Here is a 23,217-nt window from a genome sequence, read left to right as displayed (position 1 = left end):
AGAATAAAAAAAATAAGAAACTACTGATATAAATAGATTGTAAAACATTCAATAGAATCTTCATATTCTTATTTCTCATATTAATTTTTCAAAAGTACCAACAAAAAAATTCATTTCAATAATGCGGAAAACATATACTCTATCATAAACTCATCAAATCATTCTTAGCCTTTCCTCTTCCAAATCAATCTGATACAATTGATGACGTATAATCTCTTCATTAATCGAAATATCTTTATTGAGTTCTGATAGAAACTGCCTCTGGCTTTCCAGCATTTCGAAAAGAACAGTTCGTACATTTTCATCCATCCAATCCGTGTTATTGGCATCGTTCTTTTCTTCCCAGTGTTTCAGGATTCTCTCAATGCCGGCATGACTGTGGAGTGCGTTTTCATGTTTGTTTTTAAGAAAATGATAAACATGCTGCTTTAATTTCTGCTTGACCTCCTGTTTAGCCAGCCTTTCTTTTTCATCATCTATAAAATCATCAAATGCATGTCCGTATTTTATAAAATAAGGTAATGTAAGCCCCTGTACCAAAAGAGTGAGCAGAATGACCACAAAAGTAATAAACAGGATCAGGTTTCTATTCGGGAAAGGGGTACCGTTCTCCAGAGTAATCGGAATAGCCAAAGCAGCAGCCAACGAAACAACACCTCTCATCCCTGTCCATCCCAGTAAAAGAGGCATCATCAAACTTCTTCTCATCGAAGATGCCCTTGGCGCCACACTGCGCCGGAAAATCAAAGTAGCGACCATTGCAGCATATGAACTTATGATCCGGGCAGCAATAAGAATCACCGTTACCAATACTCCATATTGAATTGCAGTGCCCAGTGGAATTCCTTCTTCCCGTAACCCTCCTACAATCTCAGGAAGTTCCAGGCCAATAAGTAAAAATACGATCCCGTTCAGAATAAATACAAAACTTTCCCACACACTGTAGCCCCTTATACGGCTGGTACTGTTTAAAAAAAACATCCGCTTATTAGACATATATAACCCACCGCAAACAACCGCCAGAACACCGGAACAATGAATTTGTTCTGCAATCCAATACATCAGGTAAGGCTCAATAAGTGTTAGGGCAATATCTGACGATGCATCTGTAGGAAGACGCTTGTGTGCCTGTACAAAAATCCAGGCTAGCAGCAGCCCTACTCCTGCACCACCGATAACCATCCATAAAAACTCCAATGAAGCTTCCTGCCATATGAATTGCCCTGTTCCCACTGCAATCAGTGCAAAACGGAAAATAATCAGCGAAGAAGCATCATTTAGTAAACTTTCTCCTTCGAGAATAGCAGAAGTGGTGGCCGGTATTTTAACAAACTTCATGATTGCCCCTGTACTCACAGCATCAGGCGGGGATACAATCCCTCCCAAAAGAAACCCCAGCGCAAGAGTAAACCCGGGAATAAAATAATTAGCCGCTACTGCAACCGTAAGTGCGGTAAAAAAGACAACCAGAAAAGCAAAGCTTCCAATAATACGCCACCATTTTTTCATTTCTTTAAAAGAAATAGACCATGCAGCTTCAAATAACAAAGGCGGTAAGAAAATAAAAAAGATAAGATCCGGATTTATCTTCACAACTGGTAAGCCGGGTACAAAACTTACAAGCAGTCCAAATACAACCAGTAAAATCGGATAGGCAATTTTCAATCTGGCAGCCCACATATTCAATAAGACGATGGCCGCAATCATCGCCAGAAAGAAGGGTAAAATCGTATGCATACAGAATTGTGTTTTCTATTAGTCATATTTACTACTTCTATTTGATTTTAAAAAGTTAAAAATCATCTTTTATTATTTTTTGATCGAATACAATAGAATAAACTTTAAAATTTTAATTAAAACACGTCAAGTTTCGTCGCTTTTCAGCCTTACTTTTGTTTTATAAAAATAACATCATGGATAAAGTAACATCAGAACGAATTCAGAAGCTTCACCCCATTGTAAGAGATGAAGTGATACAAATTATTAAAGAATGTAATGAAGCACTCACCGGAAGAGCAAAAGTCAGAATCACTCAGGGATTGAGATCTTTTGAGGAACAGGAAAAGTTATATGCTATAGGAAGAATTACTTCCGGGAAAAAAGTAACGAATGCTAAAGCCGGGCAAAGTATACACAATTATGGTCTGGCAGTAGATATCTGCCTGATGATTGACGGAAAAACAGCAAGCTGGGACACCGCAAAAGACTGGGATAATGATAAGGTTGCAGACTGGTACGAATGCGTGAAGATTTTCGCAAAACACGGATGGGACTGGGGCGGCAACTGGAAAACCTTCAAAGATCTGCCCCACTTTGAAAAAAAGAATATCCCATCCAAAAAAGGACTTATAAAAACAAGCTGGAGAATGCTTTTGAAAATGCCTCGTGATAAACAGAATTATGTCATTTTTTAATGCTCTTTTATTTTAAAATAATTAAAACACGTCAAGTTCTGTCGCTTACGCCATCTATCTTTGCTTTATAAAAGAAACACCACTAGCACTCATTATAACCAGCTAAAACCAATAGCCATTTTTACGGAAATCTATTGGTTTTACTTGTCTAAAGCTGTTACAATATTTCTTTTGAAAAAACAAAACAACATGAAAAAGATAACCATTCTTTCTTTGGACGGGGGTGGAATAAGAGGGATTATTACCTGCATTATTCTACGCTACATAGAAGAGCAGCTTCAGGTTTATGATAAACCAAGTGCCAAACTTGGTGATTATTTTGATCTGGTAGCGGGCAGCAGTACAGGAGGCCTGATTGCATCTATTATTCTATGCCCCGATGAAACCCGAAAAGCAAAATATTCTATCCAGAAAGGATTAGAATTGTATGCAGAAAAGGGCGGCGACATCTTCCAGGTTTCCTTTTGGGAAAAACTGGTTAATCCATTCGGATTATTGAATGAAAGAATTCCCCAGGAAGCCCTTGAAAAAAATTTAAATGACTTTTTTGGGAATTTAGAATTAAAAGAATTAATAAAACCATGTTTAATCACAAGTTACGATATAGGGAACAGAAGAGCAAAACTTTTCAATTCCTGGACAGCCAACCTCAGCACAGATAATTTTTTTGTGAAAGATGTCTGCAGAGCAACTTCAGCAGCACCTACCTACTTCAGTCCTGTACAGGTCAAATCTATGTATGGGCAGATCTTCAGTCTGATAGATGGCGGAATGTTCGCCAATAATCCATCGCTTTGCGCTTATGCAGAAGCCAGAAAAATTCCTTTTGCAGAGGTTTTAAAAACCCATCAGAAGGCCAATCGCCCCAGTGTCAATGATATGATTATTATTTCTATCGGAACCGGAATTGAAGCCAGGCCATATTCTTTCAAAAGATTGGAAAAGGCGGGAAAGATAGGTTGGGTAAGCCCCATTATCGATATCCTGATGTCTGCCAATGCAGAAACAGTGGATTATCAGTTGGGACAAATGTTTCATACCCTGGGATTAAGAAATCAGAAAAATTATTTCCGGTTGAATCCTTCACTGAAAAATGCCTCTCCGGCAATGGATAATGTAAGAAGGTCCAATATTGAAAATCTGATACAGGCCGGATTAAGTTATATTGATGACAACAGGGAAACACTGAATCAAATTGTGCAGAAGCTCATCAAAAACAAAGTATAAGCTTTTCACCTTATAAATAGCAATTATAAGCGCTGAAGATTATATTAAAAAAATAAAAAATATTTTTTTAACACGTCAAGTTTTGACGCATCACTCCACTATCTTTGGAGTATCAAAAAGACACAAAATAACAATCAATAAAAACTTTTAAAAAGCCTTTGAATTCAACATTCACCAATGCTGAACAGCCTAAAATATGTTCAAACTCTAACCAAAACCTCACGACACAAAACATGGAAACACCAGATTACGATACAAATACATTATTCGATAAAGATCTTTATACCATACAATGGAGTGATATCGAAAATGCTGAGATGGATTATGAAAACGATCTCAATGACATAGAAAACTTCTTCAGAGAAGATTTTGAAAAGGATATTCTTGAAGAAGATCAATTATAAAATAATACTTTAAACACGACAAGTTCTGACGCTGTTCATCATTACTTTTGAAGTCTCTATACTTCTATACGATACGTTCAGCAGTCTCATTAAACTTTCCCAACTCCTTTGAATTCACCATTCACAAAAATGCTGAACAGCCAGAACTATGTCTTAAAATTTACATAGAAAATAATAAAATATGATTTTGAAAATCAAGAATAACGGTGGAAATCTTTGTCTGAAACCACCTAAAAAAATAAGGCTAAATCCTGAAGATAATCTAGTAAAAAGACACTTCAAATCTTACCCTTTATAAAACCAACCAAAATTACAAAATGAGCAATTCTGAAAATAAAGCAGCTGGTTCATCAGCTGATAATACACCATCACAAACACTCTTCAGGTTTATAAACCTGAGAAGTCCGCAATTATCTGATGAAACAACAGATGACAAAAGGTTTATTACTTTTCCAAAGGATATGAAAAAAGATAATAACTTTTATGTCCCGGTTGCCACTGGAACAGGTCCTAAAAAAAGACTTTTACAGGCTTGTGCTGCCAACTATGTTAACAATTCAGAGTATATTTCAAAAAAAGCTAATACTCCCAACAACTTAGATTATTTTAAATCTGCTTATAAAGCAATCTATGAATTTGGAACGTGGTTAGCAATAAATAAAAATACATGTACATATAAAGAAGTTGTTGATAAAAAAGAACAGTTATTTGCGACTGGTTTTAATCCTTTCCCTTCAGAAAATCTTCTTTGGAATAATCTAATTTATCAGATTGTAACCCAAAAAGATTTTTACATTAAAGAGATGATTATGCAGTTGTTGTTGGCAAATCATATTCTTTCGGCAGGAACTATTTCAAATCCTACACCTAGTAAAGAAGAAATGAAAGTCTTGCTTAATGCAAGAATAGTTATACCAAAAGAAATTATGTTAGATGAGCCTAATAACCACCCCATTGGTATTGCTTCAAAAATGGCAGAAAAAGAGCTAGGGGAAGAAACCGCACCTTCGGCTTATATGGAAAAGCAACAAAAAATCCAGGAAGCCCAAGCCCTATTGAGCAGATACAATGCATTAACAAAAGAACTTTCTCTTATTGAAACCCAATACAAGAAAGAATATGCAAAACAATATAAATCCGAAGAAAAAGAGTACAATAACGCCAACCAGAATATTATTGATGATTATTATGCTCGTGTAGAAGAAGCAAGAAGAAAATTCTGCGAAATCAGAAAACCTGATCAACCCTATAATCCAGCAGACCCTTGCCAGAGGCCAGAAGAAATTCCTTATCCAAAACTTGATAAATTCGACTTCTCATTCCGTTCTGAAATTGAAGGAAAAACACTGGCAAACACTTTAAAACCAGACAGTGTTGATACCATGCTATCTCTTTTAGAATATGATTTTTCAGGGAGAGATAAAGGAAGAATTGATAATAGCGGAATGATCGACAGCTTATTGGCAGGCAGAAATACCTTCAATGAGGTAAAAGATCTTATCTCAAATGCCTCTGAAAAGGCCAATAGAATCATCCTGGACAATATGATGGATAATTCTGAAACCTACACCAGCATTGGCGGAGTTCTTCTTCCTGTTTCAAGAGTAGAAACCATTCCTTTTACTTATCAGCTATGTCCGAAATTTATCATGAGATTCACCTCTCTGGATTTATCCATTGACGTCCCTGATGCTTCCTGGAATGTAGCCAGCATGAGTTATACTTTTTACACCAATGCAGGCCCTATTTCCGGAACATATTTTGAAAAAAGCCGTGTCGGAAATAAGATCTTTTTAAGTAAACTATTAGCAAGTCCTACAACAGATGGAGTATACATCACTCAGACAGAAAACTTTACAATGGATGTTAAAATTACATTCACCAATGGTAAAGTAACCGCTTTCCAACCAAGGATTATCACCATGAAGTCCTGCTACTCTTCATCTTTTGAATTAGTAAATGAAGTTAAAGACCCTGTTGAGCAGCAGCCAGATGATTCTTACATCCCTTCAGGATTCGGATTCAAGCAGATTGGTATTGCAGATTATCTTAAGGTGGAGCAAACTACCCACGCCTATGTAGAAGGAGAAGTTGCCCACATTGAAAATGTAATGGCACGTGAATATCGTGAAAAAGCGACAAGAAGGCTAAGAAGAAGCGAAAATACAAGCACGACTTCCTCTGATACTGAAAGAGAAAAGCTTACCGATACAACGACTGCAACAAGATTTGAAATGCAGAGTGAAATCGCCAAAATGCTTCAGGAATCCAGAGATACCAATGTACAGGCACACTTTGATGCCAAATGGGAAATGACTGGCGGAGCTTCATTTAGTACTGGAGTTGCGGGAGGATACGCCAATCATTCTTCTAAAGAGGAAAGTACAAGACAGGCAGTAACTCAGGCACAGGATATTACCGCAAGAGCACTAGACAGAGTAGTGACTAAAGTTCATGAAGAAAGAATTGAAAAAATCATTGAAGAATTTGAAGAAAACAATAAACACGGCTTTGACAATACCAAAGGAGACAAACATGTAGTGGGTGTTTTCCGCTGGGTAGACAAGCTTATGAAAAATCAGATCTATAATTACGGAAAACGTCTGATGTTTGAATTTATGATTCCTCAGCCGGCAAAGCTTCATACATTGGGGATGACCCTGGATAATTCAGCTACAAAAAGCGATCTTGTAAAACCTGAAGACCCAAGAAAAGCAAGTACTTTACCTTTGGAAAATTATGCTTCCCTAAGTAATGAAGCTTCACTAAAGTACTGGGTAAGTAAATACAATGCTGAAATTGATGAAAAACCTTCCGAATCTTTTGCGATCAGTAAGTCCTTCAGTGGGCGTGATGGAAACTTTGGAGGAAAAGATGATGACAAGGTTCAGATCGTCAACGGAAACGGAGAAGTAGAAATTCCGGAGGGATATTTATTAAAAACGGTTGATTACACTTTCCAGACCTATCCACATGGTTTCAAGGGGGCTCACCAAGCTTTCATGACTATTGGAGGGCAAGGTACCAGCTGGATTACTTCACCGAACAGCACACAGATGGGCGGAACGACTTCAACACTCAATCTTAAAAACAAACTGGAATTTAGTTTTGCCACCGGGGAAAGTCCAATTATGCAGGGAACCTTAAAACTAAACTTAGAACTTACTGCTGAAGCAAGAAATGCGTGGTTCCAGAAAACATTTAAAGCCATCATTGACAGTTATGAAAAAGCGTTAGCCATTTATGAACAGAAAATAGCTGAAGAAAAAGCTACCGGTATACAGATCAAAGGTTTCAACCCTGGATTCTATCGTCAGATTGAGAATACGGTTCTTCGTAAAAACTGTATCTCCTATATGATCAACAGAGCAGCCAATTCTACCCATGGATATGGTATGGCAGGATTAACTACAGGAAGTACCTTTACAGACTACGAAACGGACCTGTCTTCAACACTTGATAAATATACAGCCTTCCTGAAATTTATGGAACAGGCCTTCGAATGGGAGAACCTTTCTTACTATCTGTATCCTTACTATTGGGCAAACAAAACAGAATGGGCCAACCTTTATCAGGCTGAAGATGTAGATCCTCTGTTCAGAGCCTTCCTTCAAAGTGGAATGGCAAGAGTTGTAGCTACTGTTCGTCCAGGATTTGAAGATGCAGTGCAGTTCTATATGGCCACCGGAAAAATCTGGAATGGCGGAGAAGTTCCTGTAATTGGAGATTCACTTTATCTGTCTATTGTAGATGAAATGAAACAGCCAAAAGGAGAAAAACAAGGGAAAGCATGGATTACAAGACTTCCAACTCCATTAAACATTTTACAGGCAGAGAGCATCGGCTTAAAAGTAGGTCACGCTTTACCTTTCACTGCTGAAGATCCTAACGAATTTGAAGTTCCGGGAGATGTGATCACTGAAAGTAATTTCGTAAAAGATAATTCTTTAATGGGAACTAAATCAAGTACTAAGCAGATCCAGTTTTCACTAAAACAGTTAGATAGTACGGCTTCTTATAAAACCGTTGGTGATCTTGATGATGCAGGTGAATTCCCCAGAAAATATGAATGTATGGGACAAACCATTGAAGTCGTCAGAGATGCAAAATGGTCTAAAACAGATTCTTTGGTGAAGCTTTATGGCGATTTGGCTGGTGGCCTTTCCAGAATAGAGGGTATTGAAGCATTTGCCAATCCTGAAAATGGAGTTACCATTCGAGTGGATATAGACAAAATCAAAAACTTCAAATTTGTAAAACCACCTTATTCTGAAATGTCAGATATATTAGCGTTTACTACCGATGGAACTAATTATCTGAAATTCGCTGATGACTTTTTCACCGGTTCTTCAAACAGACTGTTTGACAAAGACGACAAACTTATTGATTTTCAGGAATATCACGAAAAACTAACTCTATCAAGATTCTTAATTTAATTCTCTAAAAACATAAAACCATGAGTCGAGTAAAACTCGAGGCTATTTGGCAGCACGAAAAAGTGCTGCCTTATATCCTCACAACCTTAAAGGAAAAGATTGATGACATTACTGCTGTTGAAAAGATATTTCTTTTCGGAAGCAGAGGCCGGGTTCCTTTTGAAGAATGGGATACTCTGGAAGGAAAAGATTGGGATGTTCTGGTTCAGGCTAAATGTAAGCTGAAAAACGCTTACGTATTAATAGATGAAGGTTATTATTTAGACCTTCTGGTTTTAGATGAAGCAGCAATAAAAGAGCATTATTCCAAAAATAAACTTACGACGATCTTTCCGGAGAATGACCTCATCAGTAAGCAAAGAACCTTTGAATAAAGCAATCAATTAGGAGCAAGGAGTAAAATCCTTGTCTTTTTTTAACCTAAAAATCACAAAATGAGTTTAGATATATTAAACAATAAAGGGAGCAGCGATCTATCCATATCTAAGCTACTTTCAGAAGAGAATATTCAAAATGGATTACTTGAACAAAACTTCTTTAACAATAAAAAAAATACTTTTGAGGAAATAAGCGCATTTCAAAATAGTCCATTTGGACAATATTGGGAAAAACAATTACCCTCCTGGGCTATTGCAGATTATGGCCCGGCAAGAATTTTAAATGAATCCAATTTCAGTATTATAGACCTTTCCAAAAAATTTAATTATTCAGCAGCAGCACTTCACAACAACACAATCAGCGAGGATTGGGGGGATATAAAATTTAAAGTCTATGCCAACCCTGACGGTCAGGAAGTTTTAAAGCAATATGCAAATCCTGAAGTTAAACCAGATAATAATGAAATTATATTTTTTATTGAAACCGATGATGGAAAATTTGATTTTGGAAAAATTGTCCGGGTGAAACTAGGAGCAGAAGCAATAAAAAAACTTCACTTTCAATATCCTTTTTTCGGGCAAACAGACGAGGAAGAATTAGCTGAAGAATTTCTAAAACGGCCTTTTGAAGTGAAAAGCAACCCAAATCTTGAATTTGTTCAGGCCAGTAAAGAAGTAAAACTTGATACAAAAGAACTAAAAAATCTTTTAGTAAAAGCTATCAAATATGATTTTAATCAAAAGAAATTTGATGATATGTCATGGTTTTTACTCTTTTTACAAGGAGACAAATATTTAGGCTTGAATATTCCTAAAAAAATATTGGAAGTATCTCACTGGATGAGAACTAAAAAATATGAAGAGGAAAAATACTGGAATGCTTTATTGGATAAAGGCTTTACTCCTGCTTTTTTACCCACCGTAATCGTTCCTCAAAATAGAGAAGAAATACTGGAATCTATAAAAAATAAGTTTAAGCAACAGATTGACAACATTTCAAAATTCAATCAAAACGATGCCGTCGTAGAAAAAATATTTAAGGAAATTCTGAACAATGTTTTATTATATTTGTTTGAAAAATTTTCTTCTTTATTAGATGATGGCCTAAAGAAACTAGATGAGTTTTTGCCCGAAGGAGAAATTCTTAACGAGATTTACAATCTCAATGCTTTTTTAGTAGGTCTTTGGAATGGATGTTTAGAATTTGTAGCGGGGCTTATAGATTTGGTCTCTTTAGTCATGATCATCGCAAGAGATGGTATCGGCTTTGTACTTACTGATGCCCTAGGGGAAGCTTTTGAGAACCTTTTAAATGAACTTGTTTTTAACTTTGAAGATTTTATAAAGAAGCTTTGGACAAAGATTATTACAGCATTAAAAGAATTCCCCGATTGGTATTTAAAATATGGCACTAATCAATATTATTGGTATAAAAAATTAGGAGAACTTACCCCTGATATACTTACTTTTCTTGTTCCTGCTTTAAAAGCTGGTAGAGCAGCGAAAGCTACAGAAATAGCAACTAATGTAACAAAAGAAGTATCGGAAGAGGTATCAGAGAAGGTCTTAAAAGAATCAACACAAGAACTCTCTCTAAAGCTAGAACAACAAACCGTTGGAAATGAGATTAAAGAAGTTTTTGATGTCGCAGAAAAAGAACTTAAAGATAAAATACCGGATGTAGAAAAAATTGAAGAGCAAATTGCTAAAAGAAAAAGAATTCCAAAAGAGGAAAAAGTTTTTCTGAAAAAGATTAATTTGGATATTTTCCTCAAGCAATATGCTGATGATGCTCTTATAAAATGGAAAACCCCATACAGCAGACCAGGTGCTGTTGGTGTCCTAGAAGGAGAAATAAACGGTAAAATGTATCAGGTAATTAGTTATAGTTCTAAAGGCTTAACAAAAGAACAGATTATTGGTAGAAGACATACATTAGTACAAGAATGGCTTACAGAAATCGCAGATATAAAGCTTAGAAAAAGACCAACTCATGGAAAATGTGCAGAACCTATTTGCATTTCAGAGTTTTTATTTGAAATTGAAAGACAGCTTGGAATGAAAGCTAATTCCTTAAAAATTGATGAAGCAAGAAAAATATTAAGTAAGTCTAAAAGTAAAGCTCTTAGAATTGATAATGTTAAAGAGCCATTAATCCAAGGATTACGTAAAGAAGCATGTGCCACATGCAATCCGATGCTAAAATATTTTAATATTACAGAAATCCGTTAAAACATATGAAATTTAAAGCAAACATTCAAACCCAATTTGAGAAGGCCGGCTGGGCTGATAACAGAAATATAGAGACGAATCTTAACAAAAAGATCGATAATTTTAATAGTCTACCTAATCACCTTAAAGAGTTTTTAATTTCTTATGGAGATTTAATTATTGAAGATTGTAAACCTTATAAATCAGACGTAATAAATACTTTAAATACGAAATTAGATTTGTTAAAGAATATTATAAATACAGACTTACCCTTTCCTGGAACATATTACAAAGTAGGTTATTTTTATCCTGATCACTATATGGTTTATACAGATTTAAAAGGTAGTATTTATCTTGTTGGAGACGGTTATTTTAAAATAAATACTGTTTTCAGTAATGGAATTGAAAACCTGATTGAAGATAATTGGGACAATTATTTAGAGTGGAATCCTAAAACTGAAAAATGGGTAAAGGACTACTAATCGAATTTTAACAAAAAAAATCTTACGGAAATATTTATCATTTTAATTCTAAGAAATATATTTTAACTGGAGTTTTTAAATATGCATTAATGGGAGGAGGTCCGTTCCTTGTTGAAAAAAAGGTGTAGAGTTGTCAATTTTTGGAACCTCAGGTGAACTGGAAGATCAACTAGAAGCTTATAAAAATAATTCCTTGAGACTATGTATGACAAATTATTGGTATCAAGACAAAGATTGTTTTGATTACGAATAATCACAATGCTTTCAAATATAAAAAATAAAATACGACACCTTTTGTCGCATTAAGCACATATATTTGTCTTACAAAACTTTACTATGAAGAAAGACTTTTATCTGACAAGATATGCCTTAATAATTAAAAGATTAGAAAGTTCTCCGGCTACCTATTCTCAGCTGGAGGACTATCTTTTAAACTCTTTTGAATTCCAGGATGCGGACATCAAGAGCTACTCTATCCGTACTCTGCAAAGGGATATTCGTGAAATTTCTGATCTTTTCAATCTTTCTATTCATAATAAAAAAAAGGGGGACAACAGGTATTATATAGAAAGCCGTCCAATCATGGAGGTGGATGAATACAACCAGAAATTACTGGAATCATTCCAGGTGAGCAATGCCATGAATACCCATCCCAATTTTTCCGATTTTATCTTTTTCGAAAGCCGCAAACCTACTGGTGTGGAAAATTTTTATGACCTCTTTTTCGCCATCCGAAATAAAAGGGTTGTGACTTTTGAACACTATAATTACAAAAACAAACTGATGACCTCCAGAAAGGTACATCCTTTGGCATTGAAAGAATCCAAAGACCGCTGGTACCTCATTGCTATTGATACCAAAGACAAAATTCTGAAGTCATTCGGGCTTGACAGAATCAATTATCTGGATGTGGCTAAGAATCAGTTTAGAGAAAAGTACAAATACAACTTCAGAGAGCATTTCAAAAATGCATTTGGTGTTATGAACCTGACGGAACAAAAACCGGAGAAAATTGTATTAAAATGCAGCCGCCATCAGGGAGAGTATATCAAAAGTTTCCCTCTTCATCAGTCGCAGAAAGAAACCAAAGAAACTCCTGAAGAGATCTATTTTGAGTTCTTCCTCCACCCTACCTATGACTTTATGCAGGAAATTTTATCTTATGGAAAAGAAGTTACCGTACTGGAACCTAAATGTTTAGTTGATGATATTCGTAATCATCTGCAGGAGTCGCTGAACCGATATCTGGAAAGTTGATATATACGATCACATCTCATTTTTTTTGTTATATTTACATAAATATAGCCTATTGAGAACTTTATTCATCTTCCTTGCCTGTTTTATTTCTTCCTTTTGTCTGTCACAGCAAAAAGAAGAATTCCGGCTTGTGAAAAACTATTATAATCAGCATAGAAGTATGCTGAATAAAGAGTTTAAGAAAAAATTTGATGAAGAATCCAATACCTTAAAAAAATCTGCTATAAAAGGTGATTTTCTTTTTTTTATGAAAAAAATGGACAGTATTGAAAACAATGCATTAATCGGAGCGTTGGTGAAAGTCCGAAACTTAGAAGATCTTCGTTCCATTAATAGTCTCAAAGCAATCTCATCTGAAAAGCTTCCCGATATAGAAAAAGTTGCCGATTATCCAGGAGGGCTCAATTCTTTGAGACAGGAAGTCGCCAATCTGCTGTATGTTGACGGAGTATATTCTCAGGAAAAAACAATAAAGACAGATGTTGCTTTTATGGTAGAAAAAGATGGAAGCGTCAGCAATGTTCATGCGCAGGGTGATAACTTCACGTTCAACAGACAAGCGGAAATTGCATTATATTCTCTCGCAGAAAAATTTTCTCCTGCAGTCATAAAAGGTGATCCTGCCATTTATCGCTTTACACTTCCCTTAACTTTAACAGTAACAGATTAAATGTTTACCGACGAATATTATATGAAAATGGCCCTGCAGGAAGCAGAAGCTGCTTTAGAAAAAGATGAGGTCCCTATCGGATGTGTAGTTGTCTCTAACAACCGCATTATTGCAAGAGCCCACAACCTTACCGAAACATTAAATGACGTGACCGCCCATGCAGAAATGCAGGCTATCACTGCTGCTGCCAATTTCCTTGGAGGCAAATACCTAAAAGACTGCACTCTATATGTAACAATGGAACCCTGTGTAATGTGTTCCGGAGCTTTATCCTGGTCTCAAATTTCAAAAGTAGTGATTGGAGCGAGAGATGAACAAAGAGGGTTTATCAACAAACATCTTACTTTACATCCAAAGACCGAAATGATAACCGGAATCATGGAAAAAGAATGTTCCGCGATCGTTAAAGATTTTTTTAAAAGTAAGAGATAAAACGACTCTCATTAGTGGGAATTATTTTTCATAAAAACTTGAAAAATCAATGAAACAAATATGATTTATTGAATAATTAAGTATATTTGATCACAATCAAATTAAAATATTATGAAAAAATTATCAAGAAAAGAAACAGCAAAAATTAACGGAGGTATCCGCCCTGACCAATGTTTTTACACAGACAGCAATGGCGTAAGAAAAATCGGATGCAGAAATCAGCCTTTCCAGGATTCTAATGGTACATGGGTTTATCCATTGGTAGAATGCGATTCTTGTACAGGAGATCTTTAAGAATACATAAAGTCATTTAGATAATAAAAGAGTCAGAGAATGTAGAAATATTCTCTGACTTTTATTTTTATCGCATTGAAATATTTAACGTACTCAGTCTCTATGATTAAAAATAGCATACATGACAAGATCATGATATTCTCCGTCCTTTTTGACATGCTGTCTTAAAACAGCTTCCTGTTCCATTCCTATTTTCTCCATGATTTTTCCAGAGGCAGGATTGTGTGGAAAATGAGTAGCAAAAATTTTATTGATTCCCATCTCTTTAAAACCAAAATCCACAATTGCTTTTGCTGCTTCCGTTACATATCCTTTATTCCAGTAAGGAATTGCCATCCAGTATCCTAATTCCGCTTTATCATCTTCCCTGTCATGAAGGCCGATAGCCCCTATAATCTGACCTTCTTTATTACGGATAGCAAAAGTATATCCTATCTGCTCATCAAAAGCTTCCTGAGATATTGTCAGCCAAAATCTGGCATCATTCTCTGTGTAAGGATAAGGGATATTAGACGTAAGATCGGAATAAATTCTATGCTGAAGATATTCAACAATAAAAGGAATATCTTTCTCCTCCAATTGTGAGAGAATGAGCCTTTCTGTTTCTAAGGTCGGAAATCTGTTCATTATATTACAGTTGAAACTAAGACAACGGATCTGCTTATGCTCAACCCGGATCTTAATATGATAAATTTATAAATCTTTTCCCAGGAAATAAAGTCCTTTTAACGTATGGAGCCTGTCCATTAAATGAATTTTATTCGTCAAAGGCTTATAGACATGAGATACACCCCCTGTTGCAATGACAAAACAATCGTCATTTACCTCATCATTTATTCTGTCAATAAAGCCCTCTACCATTCCTAAAAATCCGTATACCATACCGCTTTGCATACAGCTTACCGTATCCAATCCTAAAACAGTTTTAGGCTTCTTCAGTTCAATTTCCGGAAGCTGGGCAGTCTGGCTGATTAAAGAATTCAGAGAAGTAATAATGCCCGGGGCAATAATAACACCCAAAGATTCTCCGGTTTCCGAAATACAACTTGCCGTAAGTGCTGTTCCGAAGTCTAAAACAATCTTCTTTCTTCCAGGATAAAGCATATGAGCCGCTACAAGATTGGCATAAATATCCGTTCCTCTTGATTTAGATTTTGCCTGAACAATTGAAGGCGTTGTACTGTCAACAATTACAGGACTTACTTTGTGAATCTTTTTTATGGCAGCACTCATCACTTTGGTAAGCTGGGGTACCACAGAACCAATAATTACTTTTTGGATTTCTTTTGGTTCTATTTTATACGTCTGGTAAAGCATCAGCATCTGAACGTATAATTCGTCCGCCGTTCTGTATGGTTTTGTATTGATTACCCAAGAAATATCACAATTATCATCATCAAAAAGACCAAATCTGATATTACTGTTTCCTACGTTGATTACGATTGAATTCATTGACATATTTTTCAAAAGAAATTTCTGGTCATTCTGTAATAGAAAGAGAAGAAATCCTATGTTAATTTTGCAGCCCTAAAATTAATCATTTTAGGAAAAACAACCTTTGGATTATCCACTAAATTATGATGCCCTTCTTATTTCTTTTTTTCAGTTCTGGAACAAATGAGTATATTTAAGCGGAAAACATTTGAACCGCTCTATGAAAAATCTGATTCTGGCTATTTTGTTATGCTTCAGCTTCACCGCTTTTGCACAATCAAGTCTACAAATAAAAGAAACATTTCAGAAAATAAAAAGTCAGTCAAATATTGACTCTAATGATCAAACAGTCTATGATCTTATGGATGAGTTTTATCAGAAGAGCCTTCAGGCTGATGATGATGAGATCACCCCCGAAACCATACATAAGATTGAAAAAGCGGCTTCTGATCCCAATACCAAAAACCTTCATTTGCTTTTTCTTTTCCTGATGTATCAACAGCATATCAGCCAGACTGTAATGGCAGGAAAAGCAGCTAATCCTGAATTCCAGATGGAAACAATGAACCTGCTGGAAAATGAAACCAAAAATGTTTATGGAAAAATCCCGGCTATCATTTATATCTATAAAGCTGAGGCTCTGGACAGCGGTCAAAAGAAAGAAGAAGCAAAAATTACGGTAGCTAACGGATTAAAGGAGTATCCTGATTCCATTCCTTTAAAAGTATACAGCTACTTAAATACCAAAGATGAGGTTCTGAAAAAAGACCTTATTAAAAACCATGCTAATCACTGGATGGTACAGCAGTTTGGTATTCAGTAATCTTTACAAAAAATCATAGAAAAGCCCTTTATATTTCTTCCTTATTCAAAACAACATTGCACGGAACCAGACGAGCTTTATTTCTATTAATCTCACCTCAATAAATCAATACAAATTATTTAAACCTTTTTAATCAGGTGCAATTTTAGAAAATGATGTAGGAAAATCCATCATTAGACTTGTGCCGGAATGGCCAAGTGAATGGAAATATTCTTGAAACAACAAATCCCGCGGAATCATCTGCGGGATTTATTTTTATATGTTGTTATACGTTATTTCACTTCTACAAAGTTGTCTTCCATATTTACATCAGCAAGTCTCTGGCTAAAGTCTATTCCCAGCACAGATAATTGCGATTTTGTGTAAGGAACCGTAATGGTATACTCTTTCTGAGTCCATGGCCAGTAAGGCATTGTTTTGAACTCACCATACGCATCTTTTTCTTTCCAGGTGTGTGTCATATTCAACGGAATCTGGTAAGTAACCACCTTCTTATCTTTTGTCATCACACTAAAGTCTATCGGCATAGGAACCTGACCGTTATTAACTAAGGTAATGGTAGTAGATTTTGCTTCATACTTTACATCCTTAATTCCATAATCAATGGTTTTCGTTGTATTGATCCAATAATTGTGAAACCACTTCAGATCCATTCCGGAAACTTTTTGTGCAATATGAAGGAAGTCCCTGTCTGAAGGATGCTTCATGCTCCACTGATCATAATATTGCTTTAAGGTTTCAGCAAGATTTTGCTCTCCCATAATGTAAGCTAGTTCTACCAGATAAAGCTCGCCTTTCACATAAGAAGCATAGGTATACGCCGTTCCGTTGTCATGATGATCTCCCAGCCATACTGCAGGTTCTTCAATCCCTTTTTTAACAAATTTTCTGTACGCATCCAATCTTTCCACAAAAGGATTAGGCAATTGTTCAGGGAACAGCTGATACATAGTATAGCCTTCTGCATAACTTGTAAATCCTTCGTCCATCCATGGTCTTACAGACTCATTGGTAGCCAGCATCTGCTGATACCAAGAGTGAGATCCTTCGTGAGCCATTAAGCCCATCAGGTCTTTAATACTTTTAGCTTCACCCAGAATCATCGTACACATCCCGTACTCCATTCCACCATCGCCTCCCTGAATGAATGCATAGCTTGGATATACATATTTTCCGAAATGGGAATTCATGATCTGGAAATATTTTGTAAGGTAAGGCTGTGCTTCACCCCATGCTTTCGTTTTATCATTTTTCTGATAAACTAAATAAACTTTTGGACCTTCCGGAACGTTAAAGCTCTCTACTGAATAATCTCTGTCTGCACTCCATGCGAAGTCTAGAATATTCTTAGCAGTCCACCTCCAGCTTACTTTTTTATCTTTTTCTGCTTTTATTTTAGCATTTGCATCATACCCCTTCACATCTGCAGGGTTCTCCAGAATACCTCCTGCCCCGATAACGTAGTCTTTATTGATTTTAATTGTAACATCAAAATCTGAGAACGGTGCATGGAACTCTCTTCCCATATAATCAAATGTTGCCCAGCCGTCATAATCGTACTCTGCAATCTTTGGATACCATTGCGTCATGGTCATATCTACGCCTTCTCTGTTGTTTCTTCCGCTTCTTCTGATCTGCTGAGGAATCACCGAATCCCAATCCATTGTAAAGACTGTTGTAGTATTAGGCTTGATCGGCTCTGCCAGATAGACCTTCATAATGGTTTCCTGAACTTCAAATTTCAGGTCTTTACCATTTTGCTTGATCCAGTGAATATTTTGAACACCTTCCTGATCTTTCGGAATAGAGGCCAGCCTTGAAATTCCATCTTTCTGCAACCTTGAGTCACCGTTTTTACCCTGGGAAGCTACTCTCTGATCCATCATAGAACCAGGCTTAAAAGCATTCCAGTACAGATGAAAATAAACCACATTCAGCTCATCCGGTGAATTGTTGGTATATTCTAACGTCTGTTTTCCCTGATAGGTAAATTTTTCAGCATTGACATCAATATCCATCTTGTACTTTGCAGCCTGCTGATAATAAGCTCCTTGCTGAGCTTGAAATTGTGAAATGATAAACGCAAAAATGATTGCAGCCGATTTTCTCATTTAAAATTTATTTTTTTTTAAAGGTAGGTAATTTAAATAATACCCTCAAAATAGGAGTTATCCGGAGGTTTTATTCTGTTTAATATGGTTTTAGATGAATGGTAATTCAATTTGTTAAAACACTAATATAATCTGACAATTACTTTATTTTAAATTCTTGCAGATTGTGATTTATCATAAAGTACCGGCTTGCTTTGCTAACCTGTGAAAAATAGTATTTGCGACTAGAAAAAAGCCTCAAATGCAAAACACATTTGAGGCTGGTATTATCATTTAAGATTACAATTATTTTTTAGAAGAAGCTTCTTTCTTTCCGCTTCTTAAGATCTTTTCAAGGATTCTTAAAGTGATCAGATAAGTTGGTTTTACTCCTGTAAGACCTAACCCTCCTGAAGATAATGTACTTCCTGTTTCCAAAGGATTATCAGAAGCATAATACGCATAGCATACAAAGAGATCCGGTGAAATGTGATGTCTGATTTTAGAAGCAACCTGAATAGCCTTCTGATAATGTGCCCCTTCCATTTCAAGACCAATAGCCCTCCATGAAGTATTCATAAAATAAGAAAGAATATCTCTGTTTTGAAGCGAAGTTCCTAAAACAGTGATCATCGGGCCTTCAAAAGCTTTTAATTCATCATCTTTAAAATCATCAAGTTTCAATGCATTTTCAAAAGGATAGTTATCTGCTGTTCCTTCAAAAATATGAGAGGTAGGAATCATAATATCCCCTTTCTCTCCTGTAAGAATTCCTGCTTTCCCCATAATGGAAACAGATTTCACATGCATCATATATACTTCTCCCTTATGCTCAAAAGGTTTTAGTAATTCATCCATTACTTCAAAAGCCTGCTCTCCGAATGCATAATCGAATACCATTACCACATCATCTCCGGAAAACTTAATATCACTGAAAGGAGTATTTTTCAAATCTGTTTTGCTCAAATCAATGATCTGAACATCAATATTACTTCCACTCTTATCAGCAATATGAATCATTCCTCCATCTAAAGCATATTTTGATACTTTATCACGAAGTTCCTTTTTATTTGAAATCTCTTCATACAACTTGTAGTCTACTTCATGATGCTGCTTCTTTTTAAGCGCCTCATTCGCATAAAGCATATTCTTAACAGAGTGCATATTGGCAGAGATAATATGCAGCGGACGCATATGAAGATTGTTTTCAAATAAAACCTCCTTTACCTTATCCGCCCACTTTTCTCCAAAGTAATGGTGTCCTACTCTTTCCTTTAATATTGCACTGAAATGAATTTCTCTTTCTGTGGTTTCTTTAGCATCTTCAAGACTTACTTTTCCTAAGTTATAGATGATTTTAAATAATCGGTCCGGATTGTCATCATCTCCAAAAGTGTTATAAGCTCTTAAAGTTTCTTCAAAAGTTCTTCCTATTAAAGATGAAAGATGAATAAGAGCAACCTCTTTTTCTTTTCTGCTGTATTTCTTTTCACCCTTCACGACCTCTTCAATAATTTTAAAGGCGCGTGTCGGCTTCCAGTTTTCATCCCGAATGAAAGCCTGGTTACGAATTTTATCAGCTTCTATAAATAGAAATGTAAGGTGGGTAAGAATGTCATAAATTTCGGAACGACCCAAAAGAACCTCAATATTCATCTGGTGTTCATCAATTCTATAACAGTTTCTTCTTCTTTTCTTAGGAACAATGGGTTCGAAACTTCCTTTATCAAAACCTTCATCAGATGTAAGATGAATAAAAGCACACTCCTCAATCCCTTCCGGAAGTCTGTCCAAAACATACATCAAGCCGTCAAGCTCCAATTTGTTCGGAATATTCATGGTCCCATAAATTTCCGGATTGATGGTTTTCAACAAACTTCTTATACTTTCTCCTGAAACCCCTCCTGGCTTGAAAAATCCTCTATAAAATAAGTGTCTCATAGAGATGTATAGTCTTTCGATAGCCTCGGTGGTTTCTCTTGCTCTAGAATTTGTCATAAAATAAATTTCACACAAATATACAAAATCTCCTCTCAACTTATTTTAACTATCTTTTAATAAGTTGTTTAAAACCCATAGATAAGCCGCTTTATTTTGATAATATACTGGTCTTCTTATCTATTTTAACAGGAAATGAATATTTATATTTAATGTTATATTTATACTGGCATAAATTTTTAAAGGTTGAGACTAAAGCTCCCCTTAGTAAACGTTGTCCATTCTAAAATCTGAAACGTTATATTCTAAATGTTAACACCCCCTGTTAAAAAACAAAACCATTGTTTAAATTTTAGTTAAAATTAAACAACACCCCTTATTTTTTTAGGGTTAAATTATTTTTGATTCATTTTTTTTGTAAATTTGCCCTGTAAAAAATCACCTAAATATGTCAACCTTAAGATTCAAAGCATTAGAAACACTTCCGTTTAAGGATTTCAGAAAAGATAATTCTGTTGAAATCCCTGCAAAATTATCAGAACTCTTCTGTAAAAATGTTTTCTCTGAAGAAACGATGAGAGAGTATTTAACAAAAGAAGCATTCGGTTCTATTATGGATGCCATTAAAAAAGGCACTAAAATCCAGAGGCATATTGCAGATCAGGTAGCAGTAGCGATGAAAGACTGGGCAATGAGCAAAGGAGCAACTCACTACACGCACTGGTTTCAGCCTTTGACAGGTACTACAGCGGAAAAGCACGATTCTTTCTTTACCCCTATTGAAGGAGGCAGAGCAATCGAAAGATTCAGTGGAAGCATGCTGATTCAGCAGGAGCCTGATGCATCTTCTTTCCCAAACGGAGGGATCAGAAATACTTTTGAAGCAAGAGGTTATACAGCCTGGGATCCTACATCTCCGGCATTTATCATGGGAACTACATTATGTATTCCTTCTATCTTTATTTCTTACACAGGAGAAACTTTAGATTATAAAGCGCCACTTTTAAGAGCTTTGAACGCTGTGGATGAGGCTGCAACGAATGTAATGCAGTATTTTGACAAAAATGTAACGAAAGTAACTCCTACTTTGGGTTGGGAGCAGGAATATTTCCTTGTAGATTCGGCACTATACCAATCACGTCCGGACCTTGTTTTAACAGGTAAAACGTTATTAGGGCATTCTCCTGCAAAAGGACAGCAGCTGGATGACCACTATTTCGGTTCTATTCCTACGAGGGTAATGAACTTCATGAAGGAGCTGGAAATTGAATGTATGAAACTTGGTATTCCTGCAACAACAAGACATAATGAAGTAGCTCCAAACCAATTTGAACTAGCGCCAATGTTTGAAGAGGTAAACGTCGCTGTAGACCACAACTCTTTATTGATGGACATCATGGCAAGGGTAGCCCACAAGCACCACTTCCACATTCTATTCCATGAAAAACCTTTCGCAGGAGTAAACGGAAGCGGAAAACACAACAACTGGTCTTTAGCTACAGACACTGGAGAAAACTTATTAAGTCCAGGAAAAAATCCAAAGAAAAACTTACAGTTCTTAACATTCTTCGTTAACGCAATAAAAGCGGTTCATGAGTATGCGGATCTTCTGAGAGCAAGTATTGCTTCTGCAAGCAATGACCACAGACTTGGAGCGAACGAAGCTCCTCCTGCAATTATCTCCGTATTTATCGGAAGCCAATTGTTCAGTGTTTTGGAAGAACTTGAAAAAGTAACAAGCGGAAAATTATCTCCGGAAGAAAAAACAGAATTAAAATTAAATGTAGTTGGAAAAATTCCTGAAATCCTGTTAGACAATACAGACCGAAACAGAACTTCTCCATTTGCATTTACAGGAAATAAATTTGAAATCAGAGCCGTAGGTTCTTCTGCTAACTGTGCAGAGTCTATGACGGTAATGAATACTATTGCAGCAAAGCAGCTTAACGACTTCAAAAAAGAAGTGGACAGCCTTATAGAAGGAGGTCTGAAGAAAGACGAAGCCATCTTCAACGTATTAAGAGAATACATCAAGCAATCCAAGAGCATCATGTTCGAAGGCGACGGATACTCTGATGACTGGGCAAAAGAAGCTGAGAAAAGAGGGTTAAACAACCTTAAAACAACTCCTGAAGCTCTTAAGCAGGAAATGGACAAAAAATTCTTAGATCTATATGAGGAGATGGGAATTTTCAACCACAGAGAAGTTGAGGCAAGAAACGAAATCAAACTGGAGAAATACTCTACAGTAATCGATATTGAAGCTAGAGTATTGAGTGATATCGCAAGAAACCACATTATTCCTTCTGCTTTAAATTATCAGAACAGATTAATTGAAAACGTAAAAGGTCTTAAAGAAATTTTTGGAGACAAAGACTTCAAGCCATTGGCAAAAGAACAAATGAGTTTGATTACAGACATTTCCGAAAATGTCTCTAAAATCAAACTTGGAGTTGAAGCCCTTCTTAAAGCCAGAGAAGTTGCAAAAGATGTTTCAGACAGCCAAAAACAGGCAGAAGAATACTGTAACAAAGTAAAACCTTTATTTGACCCTATTCGTGACGCATCTGATGCACTAGAAATGATGGTAGACGATGAGCTTTGGCCTATGACAAAATACAGAGAAATGTTGTTTACCAAATAACAGCTGTACAGTTCCATATTAGTTTAAATTCCTCGGTTTTCCGGGGAATTTTTTTGATTTATTAACAGCCTTGAAAATTAGAGT

Annotated in this window: 18 protein-coding genes; 13 read left to right on the top strand and 5 right to left on the bottom strand. The window is 36.0% G+C overall.

Features of this window, described 5'->3' with window-relative positions; all coding sequences use genetic code 11:
- Positions 1 to 153: 153 nt before the first annotated feature.
- Positions 154 to 1,737 carry a Na+/H+ antiporter gene (locus tag AC27VX_RS01850; RefSeq protein WP_488693585.1) on the bottom strand — a complete coding sequence of 528 codons (1,584 nt, stop codon included), beginning with the start codon at positions 1,735 to 1,737 and terminating at the stop codon, positions 154 to 156.
- 176 nt (positions 1,738 to 1,913) lie between these two features.
- On the opposite strand from AC27VX_RS01850, the gene AC27VX_RS01845 reads away from it, so the two are divergent.
- From AC27VX_RS01845 to AC27VX_RS01795, 11 genes are all read left to right on the top strand, one after another.
- Positions 1,914 to 2,414 carry a M15 family metallopeptidase gene (locus AC27VX_RS01845; RefSeq protein ID WP_236856903.1) on the top strand — a complete coding sequence of 167 codons (501 nt, stop codon included), beginning with the start codon at positions 1,914 to 1,916 and terminating at the stop codon, positions 2,412 to 2,414.
- Positions 2,415 to 2,603: 189 nt separating this feature from the next.
- Complete coding sequence (locus tag AC27VX_RS01840) at positions 2,604 to 3,641, top strand: patatin-like phospholipase family protein (protein ID WP_236856902.1); 1,038 nt, start codon at positions 2,604 to 2,606, stop codon at positions 3,639 to 3,641.
- Positions 3,642 to 3,799: 158 nt separating this feature from the next.
- Positions 3,800 to 4,045 (top strand): hypothetical protein, encoded by a 246-nt coding sequence (locus tag AC27VX_RS01835; RefSeq protein WP_488693583.1) that lies wholly within the window; start codon positions 3,800 to 3,802, stop codon positions 4,043 to 4,045.
- A gap of 317 nt (positions 4,046 to 4,362) precedes the next feature.
- Positions 4,363 to 8,481, top strand: a complete 4,119-nt coding sequence (locus tag AC27VX_RS01830) for a hypothetical protein (protein ID WP_488693581.1) — start codon at positions 4,363 to 4,365, stop codon at positions 8,479 to 8,481.
- 20 nt (positions 8,482 to 8,501) lie between these two features.
- Positions 8,502 to 8,855 carry a hypothetical protein gene (locus AC27VX_RS01825; protein WP_488693579.1) on the top strand — a complete coding sequence of 118 codons (354 nt, stop codon included), beginning with the start codon at positions 8,502 to 8,504 and terminating at the stop codon, positions 8,853 to 8,855.
- A 60-nt stretch (positions 8,856 to 8,915) separates the two neighbouring features.
- Entirely contained in the window at positions 8,916 to 11,090 is a 2,175-nt protein-coding gene (locus tag AC27VX_RS01820) for a hypothetical protein (RefSeq protein ID WP_488693577.1), read from the top strand.
- Positions 11,091 to 11,095: 5 nt separating this feature from the next.
- Complete coding sequence (locus AC27VX_RS01815; protein WP_488693575.1) at positions 11,096 to 11,551, top strand: hypothetical protein; 456 nt, start codon at positions 11,096 to 11,098, stop codon at positions 11,549 to 11,551.
- Between the two features lie 336 nt (positions 11,552 to 11,887).
- Positions 11,888 to 12,808 (top strand): helix-turn-helix transcriptional regulator, encoded by a 921-nt coding sequence (locus tag AC27VX_RS01810; protein ID WP_488693573.1) that lies wholly within the window; start codon positions 11,888 to 11,890, stop codon positions 12,806 to 12,808.
- Between the two features lie 52 nt (positions 12,809 to 12,860).
- Entirely contained in the window at positions 12,861 to 13,478 is a 618-nt protein-coding gene (locus AC27VX_RS01805; RefSeq protein ID WP_488693571.1) for a hypothetical protein, read from the top strand.
- Complete coding sequence (locus AC27VX_RS01800; protein ID WP_488693569.1) at positions 13,479 to 13,910, top strand: nucleoside deaminase; 432 nt, start codon at positions 13,479 to 13,481, stop codon at positions 13,908 to 13,910.
- A gap of 111 nt (positions 13,911 to 14,021) precedes the next feature.
- The gene (locus AC27VX_RS01795) at positions 14,022 to 14,204 is read left to right on the top strand and encodes a hypothetical protein (RefSeq protein WP_236856890.1); all 183 of its coding nucleotides are present in this window, start codon (positions 14,022 to 14,024) and stop codon (positions 14,202 to 14,204) included.
- Between the two features lie 93 nt (positions 14,205 to 14,297).
- Here the strand turns inward: AC27VX_RS01795 and AC27VX_RS01790 are convergent, their stop codons facing one another.
- Positions 14,298 to 14,831 carry a GNAT family N-acetyltransferase gene (locus AC27VX_RS01790; protein WP_488693566.1) on the bottom strand — a complete coding sequence of 178 codons (534 nt, stop codon included), beginning with the start codon at positions 14,829 to 14,831 and terminating at the stop codon, positions 14,298 to 14,300.
- Positions 14,832 to 14,897: 66 nt separating this feature from the next.
- On the bottom strand, positions 14,898 to 15,656 hold the full coding sequence (locus AC27VX_RS01785; RefSeq protein ID WP_236856888.1) for a type III pantothenate kinase: 759 nt from the start codon (positions 15,654 to 15,656) through the stop codon (positions 14,898 to 14,900).
- A gap of 202 nt (positions 15,657 to 15,858) precedes the next feature.
- On the opposite strand from AC27VX_RS01785, the gene AC27VX_RS01780 reads away from it, so the two are divergent.
- Complete coding sequence (locus AC27VX_RS01780; RefSeq protein ID WP_488693564.1) at positions 15,859 to 16,461, top strand: hypothetical protein; 603 nt, start codon at positions 15,859 to 15,861, stop codon at positions 16,459 to 16,461.
- 272 nt (positions 16,462 to 16,733) lie between these two features.
- Here the strand turns inward: AC27VX_RS01780 and AC27VX_RS01775 are convergent, their stop codons facing one another.
- Positions 16,734 to 18,572 (bottom strand): M1 family metallopeptidase, encoded by a 1,839-nt coding sequence (locus tag AC27VX_RS01775; RefSeq protein WP_488693562.1) that lies wholly within the window; start codon positions 18,570 to 18,572, stop codon positions 16,734 to 16,736.
- 285 nt (positions 18,573 to 18,857) lie between these two features.
- Positions 18,858 to 20,549: a DUF6909 family protein gene (locus AC27VX_RS01770; protein ID WP_236856885.1), complete on the bottom strand. Its 1,692-nt coding sequence runs from the start codon at positions 20,547 to 20,549 to the stop codon at positions 18,858 to 18,860.
- A gap of 388 nt (positions 20,550 to 20,937) precedes the next feature.
- On the opposite strand from AC27VX_RS01770, the gene AC27VX_RS01765 reads away from it, so the two are divergent.
- The gene (locus AC27VX_RS01765; RefSeq protein WP_300687721.1) at positions 20,938 to 23,133 is read left to right on the top strand and encodes a glutamine synthetase III family protein; all 2,196 of its coding nucleotides are present in this window, start codon (positions 20,938 to 20,940) and stop codon (positions 23,131 to 23,133) included.
- Positions 23,134 to 23,217 lie beyond the last annotated feature (84 nt).

The organism is Chryseobacterium sp. 14P4.3.2 (assembly GCF_057799275.1).
The sequence above is the reverse complement of the archived record's forward strand: the minus strand, read 5'-3'. Positions and strand labels throughout refer to the sequence as shown.

What these genes read in the sequence shown, in the direction of transcription:
- AC27VX_RS01850 (WP_488693585.1), bottom strand. Translation starts at nt 1,737, where the DNA reads ATGCATACGATTTTACCCTTCTTTCTGGCGATGATTGCGGCCATCGTC.
- AC27VX_RS01845 (WP_236856903.1), top strand. Translation starts at nt 1,914, where the DNA reads ATGGATAAAGTAACATCAGAACGAATTCAGAAGCTTCACCCCATTGTA.
- AC27VX_RS01840 (WP_236856902.1), top strand. Translation starts at nt 2,604, where the DNA reads ATGAAAAAGATAACCATTCTTTCTTTGGACGGGGGTGGAATAAGAGGG.
- AC27VX_RS01830 (WP_488693581.1), top strand. Translation starts at nt 4,363, where the DNA reads ATGAGCAATTCTGAAAATAAAGCAGCTGGTTCATCAGCTGATAATACA.
- AC27VX_RS01825 (WP_488693579.1), top strand. Translation starts at nt 8,502, where the DNA reads ATGAGTCGAGTAAAACTCGAGGCTATTTGGCAGCACGAAAAAGTGCTG.
- AC27VX_RS01820 (WP_488693577.1), top strand. Translation starts at nt 8,916, where the DNA reads ATGAGTTTAGATATATTAAACAATAAAGGGAGCAGCGATCTATCCATA.
- AC27VX_RS01815 (WP_488693575.1), top strand. Translation starts at nt 11,096, where the DNA reads ATGAAATTTAAAGCAAACATTCAAACCCAATTTGAGAAGGCCGGCTGG.
- AC27VX_RS01810 (WP_488693573.1), top strand. Translation starts at nt 11,888, where the DNA reads ATGAAGAAAGACTTTTATCTGACAAGATATGCCTTAATAATTAAAAGA.
- AC27VX_RS01800 (WP_488693569.1), top strand. Translation starts at nt 13,479, where the DNA reads ATGTTTACCGACGAATATTATATGAAAATGGCCCTGCAGGAAGCAGAA.
- AC27VX_RS01795 (WP_236856890.1), top strand. Translation starts at nt 14,022, where the DNA reads ATGAAAAAATTATCAAGAAAAGAAACAGCAAAAATTAACGGAGGTATC.
- AC27VX_RS01790 (WP_488693566.1), bottom strand. Translation starts at nt 14,831, where the DNA reads ATGAACAGATTTCCGACCTTAGAAACAGAAAGGCTCATTCTCTCACAA.
- AC27VX_RS01785 (WP_236856888.1), bottom strand. Translation starts at nt 15,656, where the DNA reads ATGAATTCAATCGTAATCAACGTAGGAAACAGTAATATCAGATTTGGT.
- AC27VX_RS01780 (WP_488693564.1), top strand. Translation starts at nt 15,859, where the DNA reads ATGAAAAATCTGATTCTGGCTATTTTGTTATGCTTCAGCTTCACCGCT.
- AC27VX_RS01775 (WP_488693562.1), bottom strand. Translation starts at nt 18,572, where the DNA reads ATGAGAAAATCGGCTGCAATCATTTTTGCGTTTATCATTTCACAATTT.
- AC27VX_RS01770 (WP_236856885.1), bottom strand. Translation starts at nt 20,549, where the DNA reads ATGACAAATTCTAGAGCAAGAGAAACCACCGAGGCTATCGAAAGACTA.
- AC27VX_RS01765 (WP_300687721.1), top strand. Translation starts at nt 20,938, where the DNA reads ATGTCAACCTTAAGATTCAAAGCATTAGAAACACTTCCGTTTAAGGAT.